The 26,537-nt window shown below is 72.8% G+C and carries 21 protein-coding genes and 1 pseudogene; 14 read left to right on the top strand and 8 right to left on the bottom strand.

The window, feature by feature from the left end; genetic code table 11:
- Window positions 1-264: 264 nt before the first annotated feature.
- A complete protein-coding gene (locus AAFN69_RS11905; RefSeq protein WP_347728546.1) occupies window positions 265-555 on the bottom strand; it encodes a hypothetical protein in 291 nt (96 codons plus the stop codon).
- On the opposite strand from AAFN69_RS11905, the pseudogene AAFN69_RS11900 reads away from it, so the two are divergent.
- A pseudogene (locus tag AAFN69_RS11900) lies at window positions 535-1,284 on the top strand (radical SAM protein); the annotation flags it as partial. The gene AAFN69_RS11905 and the pseudogene AAFN69_RS11900 overlap by 21 nt on opposite strands.
- Before the next feature lie 126 nt (window positions 1,285-1,410).
- Here AAFN69_RS11900 and AAFN69_RS11895 read toward each other — a convergent pair.
- Window positions 1,411-3,036, bottom strand: a complete 1,626-nt coding sequence (locus tag AAFN69_RS11895) for a helix-turn-helix domain-containing protein (RefSeq protein WP_347728362.1) — start codon at window positions 3,034-3,036, stop codon at window positions 1,411-1,413.
- 186 nt (window positions 3,037-3,222) lie between these two features.
- Between AAFN69_RS11895 and AAFN69_RS11890 the strand changes: the two genes are divergently transcribed.
- Window positions 3,223-3,816, top strand: coding sequence for a hypothetical protein (locus AAFN69_RS11890; RefSeq protein ID WP_347728361.1), 594 nt, complete (start codon window positions 3,223-3,225; stop codon window positions 3,814-3,816).
- Between the two features lie 107 nt (window positions 3,817-3,923).
- Here AAFN69_RS11890 and AAFN69_RS11885 read toward each other — a convergent pair whose 3' ends face one another.
- Complete coding sequence (locus AAFN69_RS11885; RefSeq protein WP_347728360.1) at window positions 3,924-4,499, bottom strand: HEAT repeat domain-containing protein; 576 nt, start codon at window positions 4,497-4,499, stop codon at window positions 3,924-3,926.
- A 475-nt stretch (window positions 4,500-4,974) separates the two neighbouring features.
- On the opposite strand from AAFN69_RS11885, the gene AAFN69_RS11880 reads away from it, so the two are divergent.
- From AAFN69_RS11880 to AAFN69_RS11835, 10 genes are all read left to right on the top strand, one after another.
- Window positions 4,975-6,759: a 3-hydroxyacyl-CoA dehydrogenase NAD-binding domain-containing protein gene (locus tag AAFN69_RS11880; protein WP_347728359.1), complete on the top strand. Its 1,785-nt coding sequence runs from the start codon at window positions 4,975-4,977 to the stop codon at window positions 6,757-6,759.
- Window positions 6,760-6,853: 94 nt separating this feature from the next.
- Window positions 6,854-7,711: a TetR family transcriptional regulator gene (locus AAFN69_RS11875; protein WP_347728358.1), complete on the top strand. Its 858-nt coding sequence runs from the start codon at window positions 6,854-6,856 to the stop codon at window positions 7,709-7,711.
- Between the two features lie 459 nt (window positions 7,712-8,170).
- Window positions 8,171-9,508 carry a crotonyl-CoA carboxylase/reductase gene (gene ccrA / locus AAFN69_RS11870; protein WP_347728357.1) on the top strand — a complete coding sequence of 446 codons (1,338 nt, stop codon included), beginning with the start codon at window positions 8,171-8,173 and terminating at the stop codon, window positions 9,506-9,508.
- Between the two features lie 11 nt (window positions 9,509-9,519).
- Window positions 9,520-11,538, top strand: coding sequence for a protein meaA (locus AAFN69_RS11865; protein WP_347728356.1), 2,019 nt, complete (start codon window positions 9,520-9,522; stop codon window positions 11,536-11,538).
- Window positions 11,535-12,599 (top strand): CoA ester lyase, encoded by a 1,065-nt coding sequence (locus AAFN69_RS11860; protein WP_347728355.1) that lies wholly within the window; start codon window positions 11,535-11,537, stop codon window positions 12,597-12,599. Before AAFN69_RS11865 ends, AAFN69_RS11860 begins: the two co-directional genes overlap by 4 nt.
- Window positions 12,600-12,605: 6 nt before the next feature.
- The gene (locus AAFN69_RS11855; RefSeq protein WP_347728354.1) at window positions 12,606-13,163 is read left to right on the top strand and encodes a MaoC family dehydratase; all 558 of its coding nucleotides are present in this window, start codon (window positions 12,606-12,608) and stop codon (window positions 13,161-13,163) included.
- A gap of 4 nt (window positions 13,164-13,167) precedes the next feature.
- The gene (locus tag AAFN69_RS11850) at window positions 13,168-14,373 is read left to right on the top strand and encodes an acyl-CoA dehydrogenase family protein (protein WP_347728353.1); all 1,206 of its coding nucleotides are present in this window, start codon (window positions 13,168-13,170) and stop codon (window positions 14,371-14,373) included.
- Between the two features lie 168 nt (window positions 14,374-14,541).
- Window positions 14,542-15,189: a phosphatidylserine decarboxylase gene (locus AAFN69_RS11845; RefSeq protein ID WP_347728352.1), complete on the top strand. Its 648-nt coding sequence runs from the start codon at window positions 14,542-14,544 to the stop codon at window positions 15,187-15,189.
- Entirely contained in the window at window positions 15,182-16,036 is an 855-nt protein-coding gene (gene pssA, locus AAFN69_RS11840) for a CDP-diacylglycerol--serine O-phosphatidyltransferase (protein ID WP_347728532.1), read from the top strand. The genes AAFN69_RS11845 and pssA overlap by 8 nt, the downstream gene beginning before the upstream one ends.
- Window positions 16,037-16,187: 151 nt before the next feature.
- Window positions 16,188-18,041, top strand: a complete 1,854-nt coding sequence (locus AAFN69_RS11835; RefSeq protein ID WP_347728351.1) for an AMP-binding protein — start codon at window positions 16,188-16,190, stop codon at window positions 18,039-18,041.
- A gap of 245 nt (window positions 18,042-18,286) precedes the next feature.
- On the opposite strand, the gene AAFN69_RS11830 is transcribed toward AAFN69_RS11835, so the two are convergent.
- Both AAFN69_RS11830 and AAFN69_RS11825 read right to left on the bottom strand, forming a co-directional pair.
- Window positions 18,287-19,948: a GNAT family N-acetyltransferase gene (locus tag AAFN69_RS11830; protein WP_347728350.1), complete on the bottom strand. Its 1,662-nt coding sequence runs from the start codon at window positions 19,946-19,948 to the stop codon at window positions 18,287-18,289.
- Between the two features lie 44 nt (window positions 19,949-19,992).
- The gene (locus tag AAFN69_RS11825; protein WP_347728349.1) at window positions 19,993-21,147 is read right to left on the bottom strand and encodes a glycerate kinase; all 1,155 of its coding nucleotides are present in this window, start codon (window positions 21,145-21,147) and stop codon (window positions 19,993-19,995) included.
- A gap of 263 nt (window positions 21,148-21,410) precedes the next feature.
- Between AAFN69_RS11825 and AAFN69_RS11820 the strand changes: the two genes are divergently transcribed.
- Both AAFN69_RS11820 and AAFN69_RS11815 read left to right on the top strand, forming a co-directional pair.
- Complete coding sequence (locus tag AAFN69_RS11820; protein ID WP_347728348.1) at window positions 21,411-22,130, top strand: Sir2 family NAD-dependent protein deacetylase; 720 nt, start codon at window positions 21,411-21,413, stop codon at window positions 22,128-22,130.
- On the top strand, window positions 22,130-22,747 hold the full coding sequence (locus AAFN69_RS11815; RefSeq protein WP_347728347.1) for a GNAT family N-acetyltransferase: 618 nt from the start codon (window positions 22,130-22,132) through the stop codon (window positions 22,745-22,747). The genes AAFN69_RS11820 and AAFN69_RS11815 overlap by 1 nt, the downstream gene beginning before the upstream one ends.
- 175 nt (window positions 22,748-22,922) lie before the next feature.
- Here the strand turns inward: AAFN69_RS11815 and AAFN69_RS11810 are convergent, their stop codons facing one another.
- From AAFN69_RS11810 to AAFN69_RS11800, 3 genes are all read right to left on the bottom strand, one after another.
- A complete protein-coding gene (locus AAFN69_RS11810; protein ID WP_347728346.1) occupies window positions 22,923-23,417 on the bottom strand; it encodes a methylated-DNA--[protein]-cysteine S-methyltransferase in 495 nt (164 codons plus the stop codon).
- The gene (locus AAFN69_RS11805) at window positions 23,414-24,907 is read right to left on the bottom strand and encodes an AlkA N-terminal domain-containing protein (RefSeq protein WP_347728345.1); all 1,494 of its coding nucleotides are present in this window, start codon (window positions 24,905-24,907) and stop codon (window positions 23,414-23,416) included. The genes AAFN69_RS11810 and AAFN69_RS11805 overlap by 4 nt, the downstream gene beginning before the upstream one ends.
- A 128-nt stretch (window positions 24,908-25,035) precedes the next feature.
- Window positions 25,036-26,460, bottom strand: coding sequence for an NAD(P)/FAD-dependent oxidoreductase (locus AAFN69_RS11800; protein ID WP_347728344.1), 1,425 nt, complete (start codon window positions 26,458-26,460; stop codon window positions 25,036-25,038).
- Between the last annotated feature and the right edge of the window lie 77 nt (window positions 26,461-26,537).

Raw genomic sequence — 26,537 nt, 5'->3', positions numbered from 1 at the left:
GCACTCTCCCACCCGGCTCTGCTTTGTTCTTTGGGCCTGAGGTCGAATGGAGCCTCGAACTGATCGGCTCACCTGGGTGTTCGCCGGACGTGGGGGCGGCCTTCGTCTTGATCGGTGCCCCTTGGTCGGAGCACGTGATCAGACGAAGGCCGTGTTCACGTCCCGGGAATCCCCGTACGGGTGTTCACGTTCGGAGCCGTTCGAGCCATCAAGTAGTCAGCCCTCGCCCCTTGGACACCTGGCGGACAGTGAACTGATACATGGTCAATCAGATCGCTGGGCGTATGGGCCGAGATCACGGCCGTCCAGAACCTCAATGTCGGTGATGGTCGTCCGGCATGGATCCAAGCTCAGCCAGATGACATCCATGCCGTCCCGTTCGAGTTGCATCATCGTGGAACCCGACGAGCCAAACGGCGCGGTCAGCAGGTTGATACACGTTGCGGTACAGGTACACGGTCCGTGATAGGGCAGGTCAGCGACCACCTCAGCCAGTGATTCGTCCTCGGCACGCAGCAGCTCAACGATCTCGGCTGCTTCGCCCGCAAGACCCACTCCTATCCGGACCTCGACACCGGCCTCGGCTTCGACTCCCAGATCGTGGTGAAGATCAACGCCCCGGAGCTGCTGCGGCGGCGGCTCGCCGATCCCGGCTGGGAGGGCGCGCACATCGCGATGGGCACGAATGTCGACTGATATCAGCGGGCGGAGGGACGGTACCGGCTGATGCCGGGGATCATCGACGCCCTGCGCGAGCGGGCCAATCCCTTCTCCATCCTCACCAAGGGCACGCTGATCCTGCGCGATCTGGATCTGCTGTGCCGGGCCGCCGAGATCACGGAGGTGGGCATCGCCGTATCGGTCGGATTCACCGACCGGGAGCTGTGGCGCACCATCGAGCCGGGGACCCTCTCCCCCGAGCGCCGCCTCGATGTGGTGCGCACCCTCACCCGGCACGGCATCGGCTGCGGGTGCTGATGGCCCCGGTCGTCCCCTTCCTCGGCGACCACCCCGACCAGCTGCGCGCGACGGTACGCGCTGTCGCCGCCTCCGGGGCCACCTCGGTGACACCGCTCGTCCTCCATCTGCGGCCCGGCGCGCGAATGGTTCATGGCCTGGCCGGCGGAGCACCATCCGCATCTCGTGCGGCGGTATGAACGGCTCTACGAGGAAGGGGCGTACGCGCCGACGTGGTACCAGCGGCGCATCACCCGCCGGGTTCACGAACTGGCGGCGGAGTACGGGATCGGCCCGGCCGACCGCGGTCTGCCCCGGCGGATCCGCCGGGCAGATCCGCCGGGCGGAATCGCCGCGCGGGACGGACACGGATCGGCCCCCGGCCGGGCCGGACCGGCCGACCCAGCTGACCCTGCTCTGAAGCGGGCGGCGGCCCCGGCCCCGGTGGCGCGGCTACCGGGACGGCACGGCGGAGGGCTCAGGAGCCGTGCCGAATCCGTCGCCCGCGGATTCCGTGCCGGTGCCGTCGGGGGTCGCGGGGCCGGCGGGGATCCAGCGCCGGGCGGTGGTGTCGTAGTCGAAGACCCGTCCCTCGCGGACACCACTCGTACGGAACGGCCGCCCGTTGTCATCGATCCGCACGGTCCCGGTCCGCCCCCCGGCACTCCACTCCAGCTCCAGATACCAATCGCAGTCGCAGGTCACCGTGCGGCCGGTGACCAGCAGGACCTCCGGCTCCTTCGCCGAGACCCAGTAGGGGAGGGAGACCGCGGGAATCTCCTCCCCCGCGTCATTGCCCGCCACGGAGCGGGCCACCGGACGTGATTTATCCAGATTCACCTTGAACATCCGGGGAGTGAGCGAGCCGCCGCAGCCGGCGTCCATCCGGAAGGCGTTCCGCTCCGGCGGGGTCCGTCTGGCGGCCACCCGGACATGGAGCGCCTGGAGGACGACCGCCTCGCTCTTTCTGCCCTGGGCGGTGATGCGCACCATCGTCTCCCCGCCGTGCACCGCGCCGAGGGAACGCGCCCAGGGCTCCGCGTCCGGCTCCCCCGGCGGCGGCGGGACCGCGTCGGGCTCACGGTTGACAAGATAGGTGTGGCCGCAGGCGTTCTCCCAGACATGCTGGTTGACGCTCCACGTGAACGGAACACCGGTCGCCGCGCCCGGTTTCACGCCGCCGGACGGCTTCCCGGAGGACACCGGGCCCGTCCTGGCACCGCCGCCGGGAGAAGCCTGCGGTTTCCCGGGCGGCGGGGTTCCCGCGGCACCGGGTGAGCGCGCCGGGCCGGGCGAGCCGGACGGCGTGCCGGCCGCCCCCTCCCGTACGGGCTCGGTGGCGAGCGCGCGCTGCCGGTCCGCCGGCGAGAGCGGGGAGAGCGGGGAGCGGTCGAAGGCCGGGAGAAGCACCAGGGTGAGCACGGTGGTGAGCACCGCGGCCGTGACATACGCGGCCCTGCGGCGCCCGGCGCCCGCACGGCCGGCGACACGGATGAGCCGGGTGAGACGGGTGACACGCGCCGCGGGCGGCGGCCCCTCCCCCGGAACGACGGTCACCTCCGGGCGGCCGGCCGGATCCGGCGTACTCACGGGAGGAGAGACCGGGGGTACGGGGTCCGGGGACAGGAGTACGTGCGCCGCGGCACGGTCATCGACGGCGGGCGAGCCGGGGCCGTCCGCGCCGGAATCCGCGGCCTCGGCGGAATCACCGGCCCCTGCGGAATCAGCAGCCCCGGCGGAATCGGTAACTCCACCGGCCCCGGCGGCCCCTTCCGGTCCACGCGCCGCGGCCCGGTTCGCGGAGCCGGCGGTCTCCTGCCGTCTGCGGCGGTCCGCGTCGGCGCGCACCCACAGCCGGTGCAGCCCCACGAGCTCCTCGCCCCGGCAGCCACAGAGCCGCGCCAGGCGTTCGACCGGCGCGAACTCCATCGGGACCGTGTGCCCCGAGCAGTACCGGTGGAGCGTCGAGGCGCTCACCCCCATCCGGCGCGACAGCGCGCCGTAACTGCGGCCCGACGCCTCGCGCAGCTCGCTCAGCCGCCGGGCGAACACCTCCGGGTCGGACTCTCGCGTACTCACCCTCGCAACTCCCCGTCCCCCGCCCGCCGTCCCGGGACGGCATTCCACCCCTGCCGAGTATTCCCACGTCAATGGGGGTGGAATGGTTCCACCCTTCCAGGGGTGCCCGGGATGCTTGCCGTCGGGCCGCGGGGTGCCGAAGCTGGTGATCGTTGAGCAGGACCACCAGCAGGGGGAAGCAATTCCATGAAGATGTTCCGCACCGCCGCCGTGACCGCCGTTGTCGTCGGTCTGACCGCCGGCTCGTTCTCCGCGGCCACCGCCGCGCCCGCTCCGAAGTTCCTCACCGCGAAGCAGCTGCCCGCCGCGCCCACTCCGTGGACGGCCGGCCCGGTCCAGGCGGGTACCGCGAAGGAGGACTTCTGCAACGCCAAGGTCGCGCCGAAGGCGTCGAGCAAGCACCGCGTCTTCCGTACCGAGGCCGACACGGGGGCACATCAGACGATCACCGTCCTGCCCACCGAGGCCAAGGCGAAGGCCCTCGTCACCAAGCTCCGCACCTCGGTCGCGGGCTGCCTGGCCCGGATCCAGCGGCAGTACCCGGACCTCGAGGGCACCACCCGCCACCACGGCAGGATCGACATCGAGGAAGGCGCCCACGTCTACAGCATCGACACCCATGACCCCGAGGTCGGGTCGACCGACATCTCGCTCTTCTCGATCGGCCGGGACGGCCGCACCGTGACGGTCGTCGGCTGGGGTCAGATGGGCGACCTCGTCCACGCGCCGCTGAAGGGCTTCCAGAAGACCACGCGCACCGCGGTCGCAAAGCTGTACTGACCGCGGCCGGGCACACCTTCGCCGGCAACGGCGGTCACATCGGGGGAGCCGCGGACTCCGGGGCGGCGCCGCCCCGGAGCCCGCGGCGGCTTGGGCGCGGAACGGTCTCAGCCCGGCGGGGCCGCCCGTGCCAGGGCGGCCTCCGCCGCCGCGGCGAGACGGGGATGGGTGCGCGCGGCGAGGAGCGCGTCGCGGGAGCGGGGATCCCCGAGCGCTCCCAGTCCCTCCACACAGGCCAGCGCCAGCCGCCAGTGCGGGTCGCCCGGCGCCAGGCGGCGGCGGAGGACGGTGATCAGGGCCGGTACGGACTCGGGGGCGCGCAGCCTGGCGAGCAGCCGGACCGGTACCAGGGCGTAGGTGACCCGGAGTTCATTGGTGGCGAGCGCGGCGGCGGCGCGTGCCGTACGGGGGTCGGCGAGCTCGACCAGGGCGTGGGCGGCGGAGACACAGCGTTCGGGATCGCGGTGGTTGAGCAGCAGCACCAGCGGCTCGAACGCTCTGCGGTCGCCCGCGCACCCCAGCCGGAAGGCCGCCGTCTCCCTTGCCCACAAGGGCTGTTCCGGTGCGGTGAGGACACTCGCCAGCTCCTCCCGGTCCTCCGTCGCGAGCAGGTGTTCATATGCGGCCGACCCGCCCGACTCGCGGCGCAGCCGGCGGCCCAGCGCCCACAGCTCGTCCTCCATGCGATCAGCCTAACGACGCATTCGCCGGGCGACAGGGCGCGATCCAGATCACACCCGCACGGGTCTGGCGCGCTCATTACCCGCGAGTTAACCTCAAGTGAGCGGGCAACCCCCGCATTTCTCACGGCGGCCTGGTGACGCAGCCGGCGTGAGTGCAGTCGGTTCGGCAATCATCGGCGCGCGCATGTCGGTCGCGCGCCGCGCACCCCTGTACGGCGACGACTCCGGGACAGAGTCCGCCGGTTCACACCGGGACCCGCCTCGCACCCCGGCGGGTTCCGCCCTCCCCAGCCGGTTCCGGCCCCTTTTCCGGCCCCCGTGCGGCCGTACTCGCCCGCCGTGCGCGCCCCGGGGATCCGGAGCCGCGGGCAGCCGATCGCGCTCCCGTGCCCGTACCTCCGTACGCCGCTCCGGCGCTCGCCGCGCGGCTCCCGGGCGCGTTCCGTCCCCAGCCGTCACTCACTCTGGAGTCCCGATGGACACCTCTCTCCGCACCATCGCCGTCGTCGGCCTCGGCACCATGGGCAGTCAGATCGCCGAGGTGCTCGCCCGGGCCGGCCGCGAGGTCATCGGCATCGACATCAGCGAGGAGGCCGCCGCCCGCGCCGTGGCCTCGCTGGAGGCCGCCACCGCCCGGTCGGTGGCCCTGTCCCGGATCACCGGGGCGGAACGGAGCGGGATCCTCGCCCGGTTCCGCACCCGCACCGGCCTCGCGTCCGCCGCCGGCGCCGATCTCGTGATCGAGGCCGTCCCCGAGTCCTACGAGGTCAAACAGCGGGTCCTGGCCGAACTCGACACCGTCGTCCGGCCGGACGCGCTGCTCGCCACCGGGACCAACGCACTGTCCGTGACCCGGCTGGCCGCGGGCTCGGCACACCCCGAGAGGGTGCTGGGGATGCACTTCTTCAACCCGGCCCCCGCGATGAAGCTGGTCGAGATCGTCTCCTCCGTCCTCACCTCCCCCGCCGCGGTCGCGGCCGTCACCGCGCTCGCCCGCGAACTCGGCAAGGAGCCCGTCCACGCCGGCGACCGGCCCGGATTCGTCGCGGACGGGCTGCTCTTCGGCTATCTCAACCGGGCCGCGGCGATGTACGAGTCCAAATACGCGTCCCGGGAGGACATCGACGCCGCGATGAGGCTCGGCTGCGGCCTCCCGATGGGGCCGCTGGCGCTGCTCGATCTGATCGGCATCGACACCGCCCGTACCGTACTGGAGGCGCTGTACGCCGAGTCCGGCGACCGGCTGCACGCCCCGGCGCCGATCCTCGGGCAGCTCGGCGGGGCCGGCCTCACCGGGCGGAAGGCCGGTCGCGGCTTCTACGCGTACGCGGCTCCCGGCAGCCCCGAGGTGCTGCCGGACGCGCTGACCCCGCGGCCGGCCGGGGCAGCGGCGGCCGGGCGCGAGGTGCGGTCCGTCGGGGTGGCCGGATCCGGGACCATGGCGAGCGGGATCGCGGAGGTCTTCGCGAGGAGCGGCCACGCCGTGGTGATCGCCGCGCGCTCCGCCGAGAAGGCACGGGTCGCCGGGGAGCGGGTCGCGGCCTCCCTGGACCGCTCGGTGGCGAAGGGCCGGATGACGGCCGAGGCCCGGCAGAGCGCTCTGGAACGCATCACTGCGGCCGGGTCCCCCGACGCCCTCTCCGGGGTGGATCTGGCCGTGGAGGCGGTCGCCGAGGATCTGGCGGTCAAGCGGCGGCTGTTCGCGGAGCTCGACCGGGTCTGCAAGCCGGGCGCGGTGCTGGCCACCACCACCTCGTCGCTGCCGGTGGTGGCCTGCGCACGCGCCACCTCCCGTCCCGGGGACGTCGTCGGGATGCACTTCTTCAACCCCGCGCCGGCGATGCGGCTGGTCGAGATCGTCCGTACGGTGCTGACCTCCGACGAGGCGCACGCCACGGTCACCGCGGTCACCGCGGCCATCGGAAAACACCCGGTGGACTGCGGCGACCGGGCCGGATTCATCGTCAACGCGCTGCTCTTCCCCTATCTGAACAACGCGATCAAGCTGGTCGGGGAGCACTACGCGTCGCCGGACGACATCGACGCCGCCATGAGGCTGGGCGGCGGCTATCCGATGGGCCCGTTCGAGCTGCTCGATGTCGTGGGGCTCGATGTGTCGCTGGCGATCGAACGGGGGCTGCACAGGGAGTTCCGCGACCCCGGGCTGGCGCCCGCGCCGCTGCTGGAACATCTGGTCGCGGCCGGCTGTCTCGGCCGGAAGACGGGGCGCGGCTTCCGCGAACATACCCGGCGGGGGTGATCGCGGCCGTCCCCCGGGGACGGCGCCCGGCGCGGCCGGCGGGCCGCCCGGGCGCCTTGCCGCTCCCCACCCGCAGGCGCGCTCTCCTGCGCGGATGCAGTACGTTCAGCTCATGTCCCAGCCCGCCAAGTCCCCCCGCCCGAGGAACACCGCCGGCGCGCCCGAGAGCGCCGCGGGCAGCCGTGCCGCCGCACAGCGCCTCAAGATGCGCCGCGAGCTGGCGACGGCGGCCATGGAACTTTTCTCCACCAAGGGGTACGAAGCGACGACCGTGGACGAGATCGCGGCCGCGGCCGGGGTGGCGCGGCGGACCTTCTTCCGGCATTTCCGCTCCAAGGAAGAGGCGATCTTCCCGGACCACGACGACACCCTGGTCCGGGCCGAGGCGGTGCTCAATGCCGCACCGGCCCATGAGCATCCGCTGGACACCGTGTGCCGGGGCATCAAAGAGGTCATGCGGATGTACGCGGCCTCCCCCGCCGTCTCCGTGGCCCGCTACCGGCTGACCCGCGAGGTGCCCACGCTCCGGGAGCGGGAGATCGCCTCGGTGGCCCGCTATGAGCGGCTCTTCACCCGCTATCTGCTGGGCCACTTCGACGAGCGCGACCACCACGACGGCAACGGCGATCCGCTGCTGGCGGAGGTGGCGGCGTCGGCCGTGGTCACCGCGCACAACCATGTGCTGCGGCGATGGCTGCGGGCGGGCGGCGAGGGCGATGTGGAGAGCCGGCTGGACCATGCCTTCGCGATCGTCCGGGAAACCTTCGGCACGGGCATCGGGGCGGGCCGTTCGCGCGGCCCGGAGAAGGTGCCGGAGGCGGCGGAGGCGCGGGTTTCGCCGGTCGCGGACGGCGGCGGGGACGGGGTGCTGGTCGCCGTGGCCCGCACGGACGCGCCCCTGGACGATGTGATGCGCACGATCGAGCGGGCGCTGCGGGAGCACCGGGGCTGACCCCGGGGACACGCCCCCCCGTCGACCCGTGCGCGCCGCCCGTACCCCCGGCGGCCCTTCGCGGGCCACCACGCCCGGCCCTCCAATGAAGACCCACCGAGGACCCACCGCCCTCGGTTGCTCATCCGTGCCACCGGGTCGACACTTGAGAGAAAGTTTTGGCACGCAGTGTCTTGTCACCTGACACGGAGTGCCATACGTTGAGGGCGTCCGGGCGGCCGGTGTGCATGGACCCTGCGCACACCGACTGTCCCCGTGAGCCATCGCGAGACCCCGGCTCACGCGCCCGGACGCCTGCGTCACAGGCCCCCGGCCGCGCCCACCCGCGCCGCCGGCACCGCTCCACCCCGCCGAACCGACGGCACACCTCCACAGCAGCAAGCACTGACCCTCACTTCCCTCGACGGATCCCCGCACCCCCGCCGGGCTCCCTCGACGCGCTTTGCCGGAGGCAACACCGTGAAGGACATCCTGGACGCGATCCAGTCGGCCGAGAGCACCTCCGCCGACTTCGCCGCGCTGCCCATCCCCGAGTCGTACCGTGCCGTCACCGTGCACAAGGACGAGACCGAGATGTTCGCCGGACAGGAGAGCCGGGACAAGGATCCCCGCAAGTCACTCCATCTCGACGACGTGGCGGTGCCCGAACTCGGCCCCGGCGAGGCGCTGGTGGCCGTCATGGCCAGTTCGGTGAATTACAACTCGGTCTGGACCTCGATCTTCGAGCCGCTCTCCACCTTCGGCTTCCTGGAGCGGTACGGAAAGGTCTCCGAGCTGACCCGGCGGCACGATCTGCCCTACCACGTCATCGGCTCCGACCTGGCGGGCGTGGTGCTGCGCACCGGCCCCGGGGTCAATGCCTGGCGGCCGGGCGACGAGGTCGTCGCCCACTGCCTCTCCGTCGAACTGGAGTCGTCCGACGGGCACAACGACACCATGCTCGACCCCGAACAGCGGATCTGGGGTTTCGAGACCAACTTCGGCGGCCTCGCCGAGCTCGCCCTCGTCAAGTCCAACCAGCTGATGCCCAAGCCGGACCATCTGAGCTGGGAGGAGGCGGCGGCGCCCGGACTGGTGAACTCCACCGCGTACCGCCAGCTCGTCTCCCGCAACGGCGCCGGGATGAAGCAGGGCGACAATGTGCTGATCTGGGGTGCGAGCGGCGGGCTCGGTTCCTACGCGACCCAGTTCGCGCTCGCCGGCGGGGCGAATCCCGTCTGTGTGGTCTCCAGCGAGCGCAAGGCGGAGCTCTGCCGGGCGATGGGCGCGCGGGCCGTCATCGACCGCAGCGCCGAGGGGTACCGGTTCTGGAAGGACGAGCGGACCCAGGACCCGCGCGAGTGGAAGCGGTTCGGCAAGCGGATCCGTGAGCTCACCGGCGGCGAGGACGTCGACATCGTCTTCGAGCACCCGGGCCGGGAGACCTTCGGCGCCTCCGTCTATGTCACCCGCAAGGGCGGCACCGTGGTCACCTGCGCCTCGACCACCGGCTACACCCATGAGTACGACAACCGCTATCTGTGGATGTCGCTCAAGCGGATCATCGGCTCGCACTTCGCCAACTACCGCGAGGCGTGGGAGGCCAACCGGCTGATCGCCAAGGGGAGGATCCATCCCACCCTCTCCCGGGTCTACTCCCTGGAGGAGACCGGCCAGGCCGCGTACGACGTGCACCGCAATCTCCACCAGGGGAAGGTCGGTGTGCTCGCGCTGGCCCCGCGGGAGGGGATGGGAGTCCGCGACGAGGAGATGCGCGCCCGGCATCTCGACGCCATCAACCGCTTCCGCGGCGTCTGAGCGGCCGGGCCGTGAACACGACCGAACGCCACAGGGACCGGCCGTGGCTGATGCGGACCTATGCCGGGCACTCCACCGCCGAGGCGTCCAATGAGCTCTACCGGCGCAATCTCGCCAAGGGGCAGACGGGTCTGTCGGTCGCCTTCGATCTGCCGACCCAGACCGGCTACGACCCCGATCACGTCCTCGCCCGGGGCGAGGTGGGGCGGGTCGGGGTCCCCGTCTCGCACCTGGGTGACATGCGCGGGCTCTTCCGGGACATCCCGCTGGAGCGGATGAACACCTCGATGACCATCAACGCCACCGCCATGTGGCTGCTGGCGCTCTATCAGGTGGTCGCGGAGGAACAGGGCGCGGATCTCACCCGGCTCCAGGGGACCACACAGAACGACATCGTGAAGGAGTATCTGTCCCGGGGCACCCATGTCTTCCCGCCCGGACCGTCGCTCCGGCTCACCACCGACATGATCACCCACACGGTGAACCACCTCCCCCGGTGGAATCCGATCAACATCTGCAGTTACCACCTCCAGGAGGCCGGGGCGACCCCGGTTCAGGAGATCTCGTACGCCATGTCCACCGCCATCGCGGTGCTGGACGCGGTCTTCGCCTCGGGGCGGATCCCCGACGAGCGCAGGGGCGAGGTGGTCGGCCGGATCTCCTTCTTCGTGAACGCGGGCGTCCGGTTCATCGAGGAGATGTGCAAGATGCGGGCGTTCGCCCGGATCTGGGAGCAGGTGACCCGGGAGCGGTACGGGGTCGACGACCCGAAGCAGCGGCGCTTCCGCTACGGGGTCCAGGTCAATTCCCTCGGACTGACCGAGGCCCAGCCGGAGAACAATGTCCAGCGGATCGTGCTGGAGATGCTCGCGGTCACCCTCTCCAAGGACGCGCGGGCCCGTGCCGTGCAGCTCCCGGCGTGGAATGAGGCGCTCGGGCTGCCCCGGCCCTGGGACCAGCAGTGGTCGCTGCGGATCCAGCAGGTGCTGGCGCACGAGTCGGATCTCCTGGAGTACGAGGACATCTTCGCCGGCTCCCGTGTGATCGAGGCCAAGGTGGCCGCCCTGACCGGCGAGGCACTGGCCGAGATGGAGCGGATCGCGGGGATGGGCGGCGCGATGGCGGCCGTCGAGTCCGGGTATCTGAAGTCGCGGCTGGTCGCCTCGCATGCGGAACGCCGGGCGCGGATCGAGGCCGGCGAGGAGAAGATCGTCGGGGTCAACGTCTTCGAGTCGACGGAGGAGAATCCGCTCACCGCCGACCTGGACGCCGCGATCATGACGGTGGATCCGGCGAACGAGGCCCGGGTGGTGGCGGAACTGCGCGCCTGGCGGGCCGGCCGGGACGGGGAGCGGGCGGCGGACACCCTGGCCGCGCTGAGGAAGGCGGCGGCCGGGACCGGGAATCTGATGGCGGCCACCGTGGAGTGCGCGCGGGCCGGGGTCACCACCGGCGAGTGGGCGGGGGCGCTGCGCGAGGTGTTCGGCGAGTTCCGGGCACCCACCGGGGTGTCGGGCGCCCCGGTCGCGGTCACCGAACGGGCCGGCGCCCCGATGGCGCGGGTGCGCCGGATGGCGGCCCTGACCGCCGCGGAGCTGGGCTGCGGGAGGCTGCGGCTGCTGGTCGGCAAGCCCGGTCTGGACGGTCACTCCAATGGCGCGGAGCAGATCGCGGTACGGGCCAGGGACGCCGGATTCGAGGTCGTCTACCAGGGCATCCGGCTCACGCCCGAGCAGATCGTGTCCGCCGCGCTCGCCGAGGACGTGCACTGCGTGGGGCTGTCGATCCTCTCGGGCTCCCACGCCGAACTGGTCCCCGATGTACTGGAACGGCTGCGCGCGGCCGGCGCCGGGGACCTTCCGGTGATCGTCGGCGGGATCATCCCCGGCGCCGACGCCCGCGCGCTGCGGGCGGCGGGTGTGGCCGCCGTCTTCACCCCGAAGGATTTCGGAATCACGGAGATCATCGGCCGTATCGTCGAGGAGATCCGCACAGCGAACGAGCTCGACCCTCTGGAGGTTTCCGCATGACCCAGCCCGGCGAGAACGAGTCCGGTGAGAACACGTCCGGTGCCGGCCGCTCGCGCGCCGCCGCCGGGGCTCCGTCCCGTACGGCGGCGGCCGGCGGGGACGGGGCCGCGCGCCGGCTGCGTCCGCGCCGCTCCTGTCTGGCGGTCCCCGGATCCAGCCCGCGCTTCCTGGAGAAGGCCCAGGGGCTCGCCTCCGACCAGGTGTTCCTGGATCTGGAGGACGCCTGTGCCCCGCTCGCCAAGCCGGACGCGCGGCACACCATCGTGAAGTTCCTCAATGAGGGCGACTGGGGCGACAGGATCCGCGCGGTGCGGGTCAATGACTGGACCACCGAGTGGACCTACCGCGATGTGATCACGGTGGTGGAGGGCGCGGGCCCGAATCTGGACTGCGTCATGCTGCCGAAGGTGCAGGACGCGCAGCAGATCGTGGCGCTCGATCTGCTGCTCACCCAGATCGAGCGGACGATGGGCCTGGAGGTCGGCCGGATCGGCATCGAGGCGCAGATCGAGAACGCCCGGGGCCTGGTGAATGTGGACGCGATCGCGGGCGCTTCGCCGCGTATCGAGACCATCATCTTCGGCCCGGCGGATTTCATGGCGTCCATCAATATGCGGACCCTGGTCGTGGGCGAGCAGCCGCCGGGCTATCCGGCGGACGCGTACCACTACATTCTGATGCGGATTCTGATGGCCGCCCGGACACACGGCCTCCAGGCGATCGACGGCCCCTATCTGCAAATCCGGAATGTGGACGGCTTCCGGGAGGTCGCGGGGCGGGCGGCGGCGCTGGGCTACGACGGCAAATGGGTGCTGCACCCGGGGCAGATCGAGGCCGCCAATGAGGTGTTCTCACCCGCGCAGGCCGACTTCGACCGCGCCGAGCTGATTCTGGACGCGTACGACCACTACACCTCCGAGGCCGGCGGGAGAAAGGGGTCGGCGATGCTCGGCGACGAGATGATCGACGAGGCGAGCCGGAAAATGGCGCTGGTGATCTCCGGCAAGGGCCGGGCGGCCGGAATGACACGCACCTCGTCCTTCGAGATCCCGGAGGGGTGAGGGAGCATGCAGTTCGGCCGCACCTATGAGGAGTTCACGGTCGGTGACGTCTACAAGCACTGGCCCGGGAAGACGGTCACGGAGTACGACGACCACCTCTTCTGCCTGCTCACGATGAACCACCATCCGCTCCATCTGGACGCCAACTACGCCGGCACGAGTACCGAATTCGGAAAGAATGTGGTCGTCGGCAACTACATCTACTCGCTGCTTCTGGGAATGTCCGTTCCCGATGTGTCGGGCAAGGCGATCGCCAATCTGGAGGTCGAGTCGCTGCGGCATGTGGCGCCGACCTTCCACGGCGACACGATTTACGGCGAGACGACGGTGCTCGGCAAATCGCCCTCACGGTCGAAGCCGGACCGGGGCATCGTGCACGTGGAGACCAGGGGCCACAAGCAGGACGGAACGCTGGTCTGTGTGTTCCGGCGCAGGGTGATGGTGCCGACGGAGAGTCATGTCGCCGAACGCGGCGGCGAGCAGCCCGGCCGCCCCGAGCCGAGGCCGTACGAGGCGAAGCGGCACCGGGCCGACCGGGACGAGACGAAGCCACAGGAGAAGTGACGCGATGAGCCGACTCGCCCAGACGCACGGGCTGACCGATGTCCAGCGGGAGATCCTGGCGACCGTCAGGGATTTCGTCGACAAGGAGATTCTGCCGGTCGCTACCGAACTGGAGCACCGCGACGAGTACCCGCAGGCGATCGTGGACGGCCTGCGGGAGCTCGGGCTCTTCGGGCTGATGATTCCGGAGGAGTACGGCGGGCTGGGCGAGTCACTGCTCACCTACGCCCTGTGTGTGGAGGAGATCGCCCGGGGCTGGATGTCGGTCTCGGGCATCATCAACACCCACTTCATCGTGGCGTACATGATCGATCGCCACGGCACCCGGGAGCAGCGGGAGACATTTCTGCCCCGGATGGCCCTCGGCGAGGTGCGCGGCGCCTTCTCGATGTCGGAGCCGGGACTGGGCTCGGATGTGTCGGCGATCACATCGAAGGCGGTGCGGGAAGGTGACGATCATCTCCTGACCGGCCAGAAGATGTGGCTGACGAACGGTGGCACGTCCTCGCTCGTCGCCGTTCTGGTGCGCAGTGACGAAGGACACCCCGCCGGCACTCCCCCGCACAAGTCGATGACCACCTTCCTGATCGAGAAGGAGCCCGGCTTCGGCGAGGTCAGGCCGGGGCTGACCATCCCCGGAAAGATCGACAAGATGGGATACAAGGGGGTGGACACCACCGAAATGATCATGGACGAGGTGCGCATTCCCGGCAATCGGGTCCTCGGCGGTGTCACCGGGCGCGGGTTTTACCAAATGATGGACGGCGTGGAGGTGGGGCGGGTCAATGTCGCGGCCCGTGGCTGCGGGGTCGCCCAGCGCGCCTTCGAGCTGGGTGTTTCCTATGCCCAGCAGCGCCATGCGTTCGGCCGGCCGATCGCCGGCCACCAGGCGATTCAGTTCAAGCTCGCCGAAATGGCCACCAAGGTCGAGGCGGCCCATGCAATGATGGTGAATGCGGCACGCAAAAAGGACTCCGGGGAACGAAACGACCTGGAGGCAGGGATGGCGAAGTACCTCGCCTCCGAGTACTGCAAGGAAGTCGTCGAGGACGCCTTCCGGATCCACGGCGGCTACGGCTTCTCCAAGGAGTACGAGATCGAGCGCCTCTACCGCGAGGCGCCGATGCTGTTGATCGGTGAAGGTACCGCCGAAATCCAGAAAATGATCATCGGCCGCCGACTGCTGGAGGAGTACCGACTCCAGGGTTGATTGTCGCTTTTGAGACGGTTGGACCGCGAAGAAGATCACACCCTGTCATCCCTTCCCGGCCGCCGACTCGGGTTCTGGCTTTCCCAGTTGCGCCTCCCACCGGATAGCATCGACGGAAAGCCGCCGTCCCCGCTACCAGCGCGGCACCGTCCGCCACGAAGGTCATCCATGCCCCACAGCCAAACCTCTGCACCTCGCGGCCGTGTCCGCCTCGCGCGCGGAGCATCGCCGTGGCTTCTGCCGACCGTCGCCACCGCAGCACTCAGCCTGGCCCGTGCGCGCCGTTCCCGGAGCGCCGCCGTCATCGCCGTGCCCACCACCGCGCTCGCGGCGGGCATGTTGTGGTTCTTCCGCGACCCCGAGCGCGAGATCACCCAGGGCAGGGTCATCTCGCCCGCCGACGGTGTGGTGCAGAGCATCATGCCGTGGAAGGACGGGCGCACCCGCGTCGCGATCTTCATGAGCCCGCTGAATGTCCATGTCAACCGAGCTCCCCTCGCGGGCACGGTGACCTCCGTGGAGCACATCCCCGGCGGCTTCGTACCGGCGTTCAACAAGGAGAGCGAGAACAACGAGCGCGTTGTCTGGCACTTCGACACCGAGCTCGGCGACATCGAGATGGTGCAGATCGCAGGTGCCGTCGCCCGCCGCATCGTGCCCTACCTGCCCCAGGGCACCAAGGTCGAGCAGGGCGATCGCATCGGTCTGATCCGCTTCGGCTCGCGCGTCGACATCTACCTTCCGGAAGGTGTCGAGGTCGCGGTCGAGGTCGGTCAGACCACGACCGCGGGGGTGACTCGCATTGACCGTGATTGATCCCGACACACAGACCGGCTGGGTCACCGAGACAGAGGCGGACGCCGAGGACGACGCGGAGGAAATGCCGCTCTCGCTCCGGCTGTCGATAGCGGACACGCTCACGCTCGGTAACGCGACCTGTGGATTCATGGCGGTGTACTTCACCACCACCGGAATCCTCATGCCACATGTCATGGGCAGCCCGGAGAGCGGTATGGCGCGGCACAGCGCCGCGACCGCGGTGATCCTGATGCTGCTCGCGGCGATCTTCGACCTCTTCGACGGGCTCGTGGCGCGCAAGCTGCGCAGCTCGCCGATGGGTGCGGAGCTGGACAATCTCTCCGATCTGATCAGCTTCGGACTCGCCCCGGCCTATTTCGTCCTGGTCTACGGGATGGTCGCGGAGGACGCGCACCCGCAGGTCTCGGCGGTGGCGGCGATCGTGGTGCTGCTGGCCGTGGTGCTGCGGCTCGCCAGATTCTCCTGTGTGACGATGAAGGACGGCATGTTCCAGGGCATGCCGAGCCCGTTCGGCGCTCTGACGGTGGTCTCCATCGTGCTGCTGGAGCTGCCGTTCATCCCGACCCTGCTGGCGATCATCGGCACGGCGTGGCTGATGGTGAGCCGGGTCGAGTACCCGAAGCCGCGCGGTGTCCTCGCGGTGGCGATGCTCGGCTGGATCGTCTCGGCGATGGGGCTGCTGGCCGCCTGGGCGTTCGACGCCCCCGGCGGGCATCTGCTGCTCCAGACCGGCTGTGCGCTCCAGGTGGTGCTGGGAGCGGTCATCCCGCTCTTCGCCACGGCACGGCGGGTCAACACCTTCCGGGGCAATCGGCGGGAGGCACGGGCGGCGCAGCTGCCCTGACCGCGACCGCCCCGCACGGGGTGCGCGGGACGACGTACGACAGATGACGCGAAGGGCCCGGGTGCGATGCGCACCCGGGCCCTTCGCCGTGCCCGCGCCGGACCGTACGGCCTCTCGTCAGGCGCCCGGAGTTCTGGGAGCATCAGCGGTCATGTCAGGGGGAACGCTGCATCAGCTGTTCGAGGACAGGGTACGGACCGCTCCGGACCGTACCGCCGTGATCACCGACCGCGCCCGGCTGAGCTATCGCGGGCTGGACGAACGGGCCAACCGGCTGGCCCGGCATCTGATCGAAACCGCCGGCCTGCCGCCCGGCGGCCTCGTCGCCATCCGCACCCTGCGCACACCCGATGTCCTGGTCGCCGTCCTGGGTGTGCTCAAGGCGGGCGGCGTGTACGGGATCATCGGCCCGTACGCGCCCGAGCCGCCGGGCCTCGCCGAGGCGCGGGCCGTGATCAGCCACCGGGTCCATCTGGGGCTGGTCGAGGGGGCGCGGGACCGGCCCGTCATCCTGCTGGACGGGGACGCCGCCGCCATCGACGCGCACTCCGCCGAACCGCTGCCCGCCGCGGGCGCCGGAGCCGCGGTTCTCTTCACCGCGGGCACCACGGGCCCGCGCCGGGCCGTGCCCGTCACCCACAACCGGCTGCGGGCCGCGTACGACTCCTGGTCGGGGGTCTTCGGCATCGAGCCCGAGGACCGGGTCCTGGTGACGGCCGCGCCCGATCTCACCGGCTTCACGGCCGGGTGGATACGGGCGCTCTGTTCCGGGGCGGCCCTGGTGCTCTCGGCGGGCGAGCGGTACACCGTCGCCGACACGGACCCGGAGACCGCCGTCTCGCTGCTGGACGGCGCCGGCGAACACCCGGGGCTGCGGCTGCTGGCGGTCGGCGGGGAGCCGCTGCCGCTGGACCGGCATGTGCTGCTGGAACGGCGGCTCACCCCCGGCGCGCGGCTCATCAGCGTCTACGGGCCCACCGAGGCCGCCGGCTGCGGCACCTGGTTCGAGACCGGCCGGCTCCGGCGCCCGGTCCGGAACCCGGTGGGCCGGGTCTGCCTCGGGGAACCCTTCCCCGGGTGCGCCGTACAGATCCGCAAGGGGCGGATCTGGCTGTCGCCGCCGGGTGGCGGCGGCTGGGTGCCCACCGGGGACCTGGGCCGCCGGGAGGGGACGGGACCGCTGGAGTTCCGGGGCCGGCTCGCGCACCGGGTGAGGGCCGGCGGCCGGACCGTCGACACCTTCCGGATCGAGTCGGCGCTCGCGTCGCACCCGCAGGTCCGGGAGAGCGCCGTCGGCGAGGACGGCGGCGAACTCATCGCCTATGTGGTCCCCGCCCCCGGGACGGCCGGACCCGGGGAGAACTCCGTACGGAGTCATCTGCGGGGCACCGTGCCCGACGCGGACCTCCCGGGGCGGGTCGTGCCGATCGCCTCCCTCCCCCGCAACAGTGCCGGGAGGGTGGACCGCGGCGCGCTGATCCGCCCGCCGGTCCGCCCGCCCGGGACACCGGGCGGCACCCGCCGGTACTCGGGCAAGGGCGGCGGATCACTCGCCCCGGGAGAGGCGGGCATCGGGCTGGGCGCCGCGATAGCGCTCCCCCTCGCGCTCGTGGCCTTCGTGATCACCGACGAGATCTGGCCGGGCTCGACCGATCTCTCGGCGGTGCCGAGCCCGTGGGCGGGGCTCTTCCGGGTGCTGTACGCCTTCGAGTGCCTGGCCCTGGGCGCGGGGCTCGCCTTCCTGGCCGGCGGCTGGTACCCGATGGCCAGACGGGGCGGGCCGCGCCCGCTGACCGCGGCGGCGTTCGCGGGCATCGGCTGGCTGCTGGTCTCCTGGTGGCCGCAGGACAATCTGTACCGGCTGGCCGCGAAGCAGGACTGGGAGCGGCAGGCCGCCCTCGTCTACGCCTTCAACATTCCGCTGATGATCGCGGCGGCGGTGGTGGCGGTATGGGCGGTCCGCACGGGCCCGGGTCCGTCCCCGGGCACGGGCGGGCGCGGCTGACCCGGCCGGGCGGGGTCGCCTGCGGCGGGCACGGGCGGGAGGACGGAGCGGCCTCGGCCGGTCGCACCTGACGCGTCCACCGGCGCGGGGTGGCCACCGGGCGACGGGCCCGGCCGACCCCACCGGTCCGGCACCCGTCGCGTCCACCGGCGCGGGGGCGCCGGTCGCCGCGTTCGGCCGGGCCGCGGGCGGGCCGGAGGCGGGGGTCGGTGCCCCGGTGCCCCGGAGCGGACGCGATGGAAGCGTCACGCGAAGAGGCCGCCGAGTCTTCGGCAGGCCAGCAGGACGACGGCCTCGGCCGCGTCCAGGCGTTCGGGGGTGCGGGCGGCGAGGATGACACCCAGATAGGGGTCGGGGTCGTAGGAGGCGGACGGGATGGAGGGGACGAGTACGGCGTCGATGCCGGCGCAGCCCGCCGTGAGGCGGTGGAGCAGTGCCATCAGTTCGGCGCCCGGCAGCCGGGCACCGAGTGGTACGCGGTCGACGGAGCGGACCAGGTGGTCCCCGCCGCGAATCTCGTCGAGCCGGTCCTTGACCATGAACGCGGCGGCGGGGCCGGTCAGCCGGAGATTGGTCTCGGTGGGGGCGAGGCGGCCGTCCGGGCCGGTCACGAAGTCCACGTCGTACCAGCCCCGGTAACCGGCCGCCGCGAGTTCCCGCCCCACGGCGCGGCCGAACCGGAGGGCGGGCCCGGCCGACTCGGGCGGTACGGCTCCGGGGCCCACCGTGGCGCCCCGGTAGGCGGTGCCGTCGATGGTCATGGCGGCCACCCCCACCGCGTGGACCGTGCCCCGGGCGTCGATCAGGCCGTCGTAGCTCGGGTGGGTGCCGTCGCCGGAGACGTACTCCTCCAGCAGCAGCGGCCCCCGGGGCAGGGCGCGGATCCGGGGCCGCCGGGTGAGGACCGACGTGCCGGAGCCGCCGGCTCCGTGCTCGGACTTGAGGACCGTGGCGGCGCCGGTACGGGCTCTGGCGGCGATGATCCGGGCGGCGGCACGGCGGGTGGCGGCGGGCCATCGGCCGGGTACGGCGATCTCCGGGTGGGCGGGGGCCAGCCGGCGGAAGAGCTCGTGGGAGACGGCCTTCGACTCGGGCAGCAGCGCGCCGGGCGGGAGGCGGTGCCCGGTGAGCCGCTGTGAGGCGGGGGTGTGCCCCCAGGGCAGCAGGGGCCCGGCCGACCGCAGCCGCCGGACCAGGGCGGGCCGGTCGAGCAGCTCCGACTCGGTGAGGCCGTCGTACACCTCCACCCGGGCCCAGCCGAGCCGGCGGGCGACCATGTCGATCCATCCGGCGGGCACGGCGGCGGGCAGCACGACCGCGGCGGGGTGCGGGCCCGCCAGGGCGGCCAGGCAGGAGTAGTGGGCGGCGGCGCGGCGGGTCGCGGGGCCCGCCGCGCCGCCGAACTGGGCCTGGAATTCGCCGGCGTTGCCGAGGTGGACGGAGCGGCGCCCGCCGGTCCACGCCTGTGCCCAGGGCGAGCGGGGACGGACGACCGCTTCCAGCCCGGCCGGGCCGGCGGGTGCGGGGCGGGCGCCCTGCGCCAGGTAGAAGGGCTCGGCGTGCGGATCGGGGTCGATGGTGAGCCGCCGGAACCCGAGCCCGCGGGCGGTGTCGAGGACATGGGCGTAGAGGGTCCGGCCGATCCCCCGGCGGATGACGGCCGGTTCGACGAAGAGGAGTCCCACCGCGCCGCGCGGCGGGGCGCCGTCGAGACAGACGACGCCCAGGAGTCCGGTGTCGTCCTCCGCGACGGTGACCCGGCGCGGGACGATCTCGTCCGGGCGCAGGGTCAGCGCCTCCGCGCCGGCGGCGAGGATGGCGGGTCCGTAGCCCCAGTGGGCCTTGGAGCGCAGGACGAGCCGGGTGATCTCCGGGGCCTCGGCGGGAAGGGCGGGGCGTAACCACACGGGGTGACCTCAGCGGGGTGGGAGGAGGTGGGGGCCGCCCGGCTTCAGCGGGGCGGGCCGAGGGCGAGGTCCCGGGCGATCTCCGCCGCCACCTCCTCCAGCAGCCGTCCCGCGCCGGACATGGAGCGGCGCGGGTCGGGTTCCCGCTCCAGGAGGGAGTAGGCGCGCAGGATGCCGAGGCCGCGCAGGGCCTCGGGCCCCAGGGCCAGCCGGCCGCAGACCGCGACCACCGGGACGCCGGCCGCCCGCGCGGCCCGCGCCACTCCGGCCGGGGCCTTGCCCTGGAGGGTCTGTTCGTCGAGTGAGCCCTCGCCGGTGATGACGAGACCGGCCCGGGAGAGCGCGGCGGGGAAGCCGAGCGTGTCGAGGACCAGCTCGATTCCGGGCCGGACGGCGGCGCCGAGCGCGGCCAGGGCGCCGAAGCCGAGGCCGCCCGCCGCTCCGGCGCCCGGGGTGTCGGCCGACGCGCCGGAGCCGGGGGCGAGCAGGGCGGCCCAGCGGGTGAGGGCGGCGTCCAGTACGGCCACTTCGGCGGGGCCCGCGCCCTTCTGCGGGCCGTAGACGGCCGCGGCGCCGAGTGGACCCGTCAGCGGGTTGGCGACATCGGTGGCGAGGGTCAGTTCGACCGTGCCGAGACGGGGGTCGAGTCCGGAGAGATCCACCCGCGCGAGATCGCGCAGCCCGCCGCCGCCGGGTCCGACCGGTCTGTCCCGGCCGTCGAGGAGGCGGGCGCCGAGGGCGGTGAGCATGCCCGCGCCGCCGTCGGTGGTGGCGCTGCCGCCCGCGCCCAGGATGATCTTCCGGGCGCCGGCGTCGAGCGCGGCGCGGATCAGTTCACCGGAGCCGCGGCTGGTCGCCGTCAGCGGTGCGAGGACCCCGGCGGGCAGCAGCCGGAGGCCGGACGCCTCCGCCGTCTCCACCACCGCGGTACGGTCGCGCAGGGCGTACGCCGCGGTCACCGGCGAGCCCAGCGGTCCGGTCACCCGTACCGTCCGGCGTTCGAATCCGGCGGCGGTCATGGCGGCGACCGTGCCGTCGCCGCCGTCCGCGACGGGCATCGCCTCGGTCGCCAGGCCGGGCACGGCGCTCCGCAGCCCGGCGGTGAGCCGGGCGGCGGCCTCCACGGCGGTGAGCGAGCCCTTGAACTTGTCCACCGCGATCAGCACGCGCGCGGGCCGCGCCGCCGCTCCGTCCGTCACATCATGCCCTTCGTTCCGCCCCGGCCGTCCCCGTTCTCCGTGCCGGGCCCTCCGGGAGGGTGTCCCGCGGTCCCGGCGGACGGGCGGTCACGCGATGTGGACCCTATCCGCCGTGTCGCGGGGGCTGCCACCCCCGCGGGGCGGGCCCGGGCTCATGGCGCCGGATCATCCGGAACCGGACGGCCGCCGGCCGCCGCGGCGCGGCCCGTCCGCGCCGCGCAAATCGTTCGCGGGGGCGGCGGGCGGCTGCGTACTCTCGCCGTATGACTCTCGTCGCGATCCTCAGCGGCGCCGGTGTGTCCACGGACTCCGGCATCCCCGACTATCGGGGCCCCCGGGGGCTGTGGCGGCGCGACCCGGAGGCCGAGAAGCTCGCGACCTACGCGTACTACATGGCCGATCCGGAGATCCGCCGCCGCGCCTGGCGGCTGCGGCGCGCCGGCGAGATCTGGAACGCCCGGCCGAACACGGCGCACCGCGCGGTCGCCGCGCTGGACAAGCGGCCCGGGTTCGCGGTGCGGGTGATCACTCAGAATGTCGACGGTCTGCATCAGCTGGCCGGCACCCCGGAGCGGAAGGTGCTGGAGCTCCACGGCACCGCCCGGACCGTGGTCTGCACCGGGTGCGGCGCCCGGACCCCGATGGCCGACGCGCTGGCCCGGGTGGAGGCGGGTGAGGCGGATCCCCCGTGCGAGACGTGCGGGGGCGTGCTCAAGTCCGCCACGGTGATGTTCGGTCAGCGGCTGGATCCGGGGGTGCTGGCGAAGGCCGTGGCCATCGCCAAGGCGAGTGAGGTCTTCATCGCCGTCGGTACGACCCTCCAGGTGCAGCCCGCCGCCTCCCTGGCGGGGCTGGCCGCGGAGCACGGCGCCCGGCTGATCGTGGTGAACGCGGAGCCGACCCCGTACGACGAACTGGCCGCGGAGATCATTCGCGAGCCCATCGGCACGGCGCTGCCGAAGCTGCTGGCCCGGCTGCGGTAGTGGACACCGTCCCGGCCGGGACCATTACCACCGGGCGGCTGGATCCGGTGCCGCTGCGCGCCGCGGACGCCGGGGAGATGTTCCCGGTCCTCTCCGATCCCGCCCCGCGCACCTTCACCGGCGGCACCCCGGACCCCCTGCCCGAGCCGCGGGCGCGGTACCTGCGGATGACCGCCGGCTCGCCCGACCCCGCCGTGACCTGGCTCAACTGGGTGATCCGGCTCCGGGCCGAGTCCCGCGCGGCCGGTACGGTCCAGGCCACCATCGGCCCGTCCGGCGACGGGCCGGCCGCCGAGATCGCCTGGGTGGTGGGAACCCCCTGGCAGCGGCGGGGGATCGCGACCGAGGCCGCCCGCGCGCTCGTCGACTGGCTCGGGCGGCACTCGGTGGCGGCCGTTGTCGCCCATGTCCATCCGGGACACCGGGCCTCCGCGGCCGTCGCCGCGGCGGCGGGGCTGCGGCCCACCGGCGAGTGGCACGACGGCGAGCTCCGCCGGCGCGGGCGGCTCCCGCGCACCGCTCCGGGCACGGGAGGCCCGGCGGTGTCCGCCGGACCGGGGCCGGCGGACGGCGCCCGGTCGGTGTCCTCTCCCCCGCCGCCTGCGTCGCGGGAGTGACCCCGGCGGACGGACGCGCCGGCAGCGCCTGGGAGGCGCCTTCATGCCCACCACGATCCCGCGACCCGGCAGGGCACTTCCGCCCGCTTCCGGAGCGGCCGGTGCGGCCGGTGTGCTTGAGCCGGTCGGTCTCACGGATGGCGCGCCGGGCAATCGGACCCTTCCGCGACACCTCTCAGAAGAGCGAGTCCGGCGCCGCGCCCGACTCGAAGGCGAGCAGCCGCTGCTTGCGGTCCAGCCCTCCCCCGTAGCCGATCAGCTTTCCGGACGAGCCGATGACCCGGTGGCAGGGCACGATGATCGACACCGGGTTCTTGCCGTTGGCGAGGCCGACGGCGCGGGAGGCGTTCGGATTGCCGAGCTCCTCGGCCAGTTCGCCGTAGGTGCGGGTCTCGCCGTAGGGGATCGCCAGCAGCCTCTCCCACACGGTGCGCTGGAAGGCGGTGCCCTCCAAGCGGAGGGGGAGGTCGAACGCGGTCAGCTCGCGGGCGAAGTACGCCTCCAGCTGGCGGATCGTCTCGCCGAAGGGGGCCGGGTCCGGGATGCCGAAGGTCTCCTCGTCGGGGCGGTGGCGCTGGTCGGTCATGTAGACGCCGCTCAGCACGGAGTCGGTGGCGACGAGGGTGAGCGCGCCATAGGGGCTGTCGACGACGGTGTGCTGCCTGGTCATGACCGGACTTCCTGTTCTGCGGGGAGGTGGTTGATCGGGTGGGTGTCGGTGGCCCACAGGTACTGGACCGCGTAGGCCCGCCAGGGCCGCCAGGCCGCCGCGTGCCCGGTGAGGGCGGCGGGGGTGGCGGGCAGGCCGAGCCCGGCCGCCGCGCGGCGGATGCCGAGGTCGGTGGGGAGGAAGGCGTCGGGGTCGCCGAGCGCGCGCATGGCGATGACCTCGACCGTCCAGGGGCCGAAGCCCGGCAGCGCGGCGAGCCGGGCGCGGGCCTCGACCCAGTCGCTGTCGATGCCCAGCCGCAGGGATCCGCCGGCGAGGGCGGCCACGAGGGTGGTCAGGGTGGTGCGGCGGCTGCGGGGCAGGGCGAGGGTCTCGGGGTCGAGGGCGGCGAGTGCCTCCGAGGACGGGAAGAGATGGGTGAGTCCGCCCTCCGGGTCCGTGACGGGCTCGCCGTGGGCGGTGACCAGCCGGGCGGCGTGGGTACGGGCGGCGGCGGTGGAGACCTGCTGGCCGAGCACGGCCCGTACGGCGAATTCGGCCGCGTCCACGGTGCGCGGCACCCGGCGGCCGGGGGCGGCGTCGACCAGTGGCCGCAGCAGGGGGTCGGTGCGCAGCAGACCGTCGACGGCGACCGGGTCGGCGTCGAGATCGAGCATCCAGCGGCACCGGCTGATCGCGATGGTGAGATCGCGCGCGTCGGTGAGGGAGAGCCGGCAGGCGATGTGGTCGGGCCGGGGCGCGAGGGCGGCGATGCCGTGTCCGTACGGGAGGCTCAGGGTGCGCCGGTACGCGCCGTCCCGCCACTCCTCGACCCCGGGTACCCCGGTCGCGGCGAGATGTCCGAAGAGATTGTCCGGGTTGAGCGGGGCGCGGTACGGCAGCCGCAGGGTGATGACGCCGGGGGTCCGTACGGGTGCGGCGGCGCCCCGGGCGGCGCGGGCGCGGAGTTCGACCGGGGTGAGGGCGAAGACCTCGCGGACGGTGTCGTTGAAGGTGCGGATGGCGGAGAATCCGGCCGCGAAGGCGATCTCGGCCATCGGGAGGGTGGTGGTCTCGATGAGGATGCGGGCGGTCTGGGCCCGCTGGGCGCGGGCGAGGGCGAGTGGTCCCGCGCCCAGTTCGGCGAGGAGCTGGCGCTCGATCTGGCGGGTGGAGTAGCCGAGGCGCGCGGCCAGGCCCGGCACTCCCTCGCGGTCGACGACGCCGTCGCCGATCAGCCGCATCGCCCGGGCCACGGTGTCGGCCCGGGCGTTCCACTCGGGTGAGCCGGGGCTGGTGTCGGGGCGGCACCGCTTGCAGGCCCGGAATCCGGCCTGCTGGCAGGCGGCGGCGCTGGGATAGAAGGTCATGTTCTCGGGCTTGGGGGGCACGACCGGGCAGCTGGGGCGGCAGTAGATCCGGGTGGTGAGGACGGCGGTGAAGAACCAGCCGTCGAATCGGGCGTCCTTGGACTGGACCGCTCGGACACAGCGCTCGGTTTCGGTGTGCATGGTTCAAGCATCCTGCACCGGTGCGGGGTGTCGCTGGCGGGAAAACGACATCAGCCTTCGACTGCCTGCCCTTCTCCGTGTCACCCAGGGCGGTGGTAACCCTGGGTCACGCGCCCGGCCGGCGCGGCTCAGCGGCTGTCCGCCTTCCGCAGCGAGCGCCACACCGCCTTGGCGGCATTGTGGCCGGACATGCCGTGCACCCCGGGGCCGGGCCAGGTGGCGGAGGAGCAGAGGAACACCGACGGGTGGCGGGTCGTGTAGGGGAAGAGGGAGATCTTCGGGCGGAGGAGGAGCTGGAGACCGGAGGCGGCGCCGCAGGCGATGTCCCCTCCGACGTAGTTGGCGTTGCGGGCGGCGAGCTGCGGGGGCCCGGCCGTCGCGCGGGCGAGGACCCGGTCGCGGAAGCCGGGGGCGAAGCGCTCGATCTGCCGCTCGACGGCGTCGGTGAGGTCGCCCTGCCAGGCGTGGGGGACATGGCCGTACGCCCAGAAAACGTGTTTGCCCTCGGGGGCCCGGGAGGGGTCGACCAGGCTCGGCTGGGCCGTGATGAGGAAGGGGGTCCGGGGGGCGGTGCCGCCGGTGGCCTGGTCGAGCGCGGCGCCGATCTCCCGGCTGGACGGGCCGATCTGGACGGTGCCCGCGACCCGCGGTTCCCGGGCCGTCCAGGGGACGGGGCCGTCGAGCGCGTAATCGATCTTGAAGGCGGCGGCGCCGTACCGGTACCCCTCGTAGGCGCGGCCCAGCCCGGCGATCCGGGCGAGCGCGGTGGGCGAGGTGTCGAAGACATAGGCGCGGGCGGGGGGCAGGTCGTCCAGCCGCTTGACCTCGAAATCGGTGTGGACGGTGCCGCCGAGGTCCCGGAGGTACGCGGTGAGGGCGTCCGAGATCGACTGGGATCCGCCGCGCGGCATCGGCCAGCCGTTCTCATGCGCGGCGAGCGCGAAGAGCAGCCCGACACCGCTGGTGGCGATGCCGTTGAGCGGGGCGATCACATGGGCGACGAGCCCGGCGAGCATGGCCCGCGCCCGGTCGTCGCGGAAGCGGCGCATCAGCCAGGTGTACGGGGGGAGGCCCACGCCGCCGAACCGGGCCAGCCCCACCGGGTCGCGCGGCAGGGCGGTGAGCGGCAGGGACATGAAGTCCCTGGCGAGGACGTCCCAGGTGCCGAGGTGCGGGGCGAGCAGCCGGCGGTAGGTGCCCGCGTCGCGCGGGCCGAGCGAGGCGGCCGTCTCGGCGACGGAACGCGCGAGCACCGCGGCGCTGCCGTCGTCGAAGGGGTGCGCCATGGGCAGTTCGGGGTGGAGCCACTCCAGCCCGTATCGCGCCAGGGGCATCCGGCCGAAGGCCGGGGAGCCGATGCCCAGCGGATGGACGGCCGAGCACGGGTCGTGGCGGAAGCCGGGGAGGGTCAGCTCCTCGGTCCGCGCGCCCCCGCCGACGGTGTCCCTCGCCTCGAAGACCTCGACGGAAAGACCTCTGCGGGCGAGTTCGACGGCGGCCGTCAGCCCGTTGGGACCCGCCCCCACCACCACGGCATCGAGCATCGATGGCACTCGCGGACTCCTTTGTCAGCCGACGGCCGGAGCACCCAGGATATTCCCGCGCACCGACAGCGCGGCGCCGGGTACTC

The organism is Streptomyces sp. CAU 1734, assembly GCF_039888735.1.
Taxonomy (GTDB): domain Bacteria; phylum Actinomycetota; class Actinomycetes; order Streptomycetales; family Streptomycetaceae; genus Streptomyces.
This window is presented reverse-complemented; position numbering and strand designations above follow the sequence as displayed.

Excerpts from the sequence above, each read along its gene's own strand:
- AAFN69_RS11820 (WP_347728348.1), top strand. The coding sequence starts at position 21,411 with ATGACTCTCGTCGCGATCCTCAGCGGCGCCGGTGTGTCCACGGACTCC.
- AAFN69_RS11880 (WP_347728359.1), top strand. The coding sequence starts at position 4,975 with ATGGACACCTCTCTCCGCACCATCGCCGTCGTCGGCCTCGGCACCATG.
- AAFN69_RS11875 (WP_347728358.1), top strand. The coding sequence starts at position 6,854 with ATGCAGTACGTTCAGCTCATGTCCCAGCCCGCCAAGTCCCCCCGCCCG.
- AAFN69_RS11835 (WP_347728351.1), top strand. The coding sequence starts at position 16,188 with ATGTCAGGGGGAACGCTGCATCAGCTGTTCGAGGACAGGGTACGGACC.
- AAFN69_RS11860 (WP_347728355.1), top strand. The coding sequence starts at position 11,535 with ATGACCCAGCCCGGCGAGAACGAGTCCGGTGAGAACACGTCCGGTGCC.
- AAFN69_RS11810 (WP_347728346.1), bottom strand. The coding sequence starts at position 23,417 with ATGACCAGGCAGCACACCGTCGTCGACAGCCCCTATGGCGCGCTCACC.
- AAFN69_RS11805 (WP_347728345.1), bottom strand. The coding sequence starts at position 24,907 with ATGCACACCGAAACCGAGCGCTGTGTCCGAGCGGTCCAGTCCAAGGAC.
- AAFN69_RS11885 (WP_347728360.1), bottom strand. The coding sequence starts at position 4,499 with ATGGAGGACGAGCTGTGGGCGCTGGGCCGCCGGCTGCGCCGCGAGTCG.
- AAFN69_RS11855 (WP_347728354.1), top strand. The coding sequence starts at position 12,606 with ATGCAGTTCGGCCGCACCTATGAGGAGTTCACGGTCGGTGACGTCTAC.
- AAFN69_RS11845 (WP_347728352.1), top strand. The coding sequence starts at position 14,542 with ATGCCCCACAGCCAAACCTCTGCACCTCGCGGCCGTGTCCGCCTCGCG.
- AAFN69_RS11890 (WP_347728361.1), top strand. The coding sequence starts at position 3,223 with ATGAAGATGTTCCGCACCGCCGCCGTGACCGCCGTTGTCGTCGGTCTG.
- AAFN69_RS11850 (WP_347728353.1), top strand. The coding sequence starts at position 13,168 with ATGAGCCGACTCGCCCAGACGCACGGGCTGACCGATGTCCAGCGGGAG.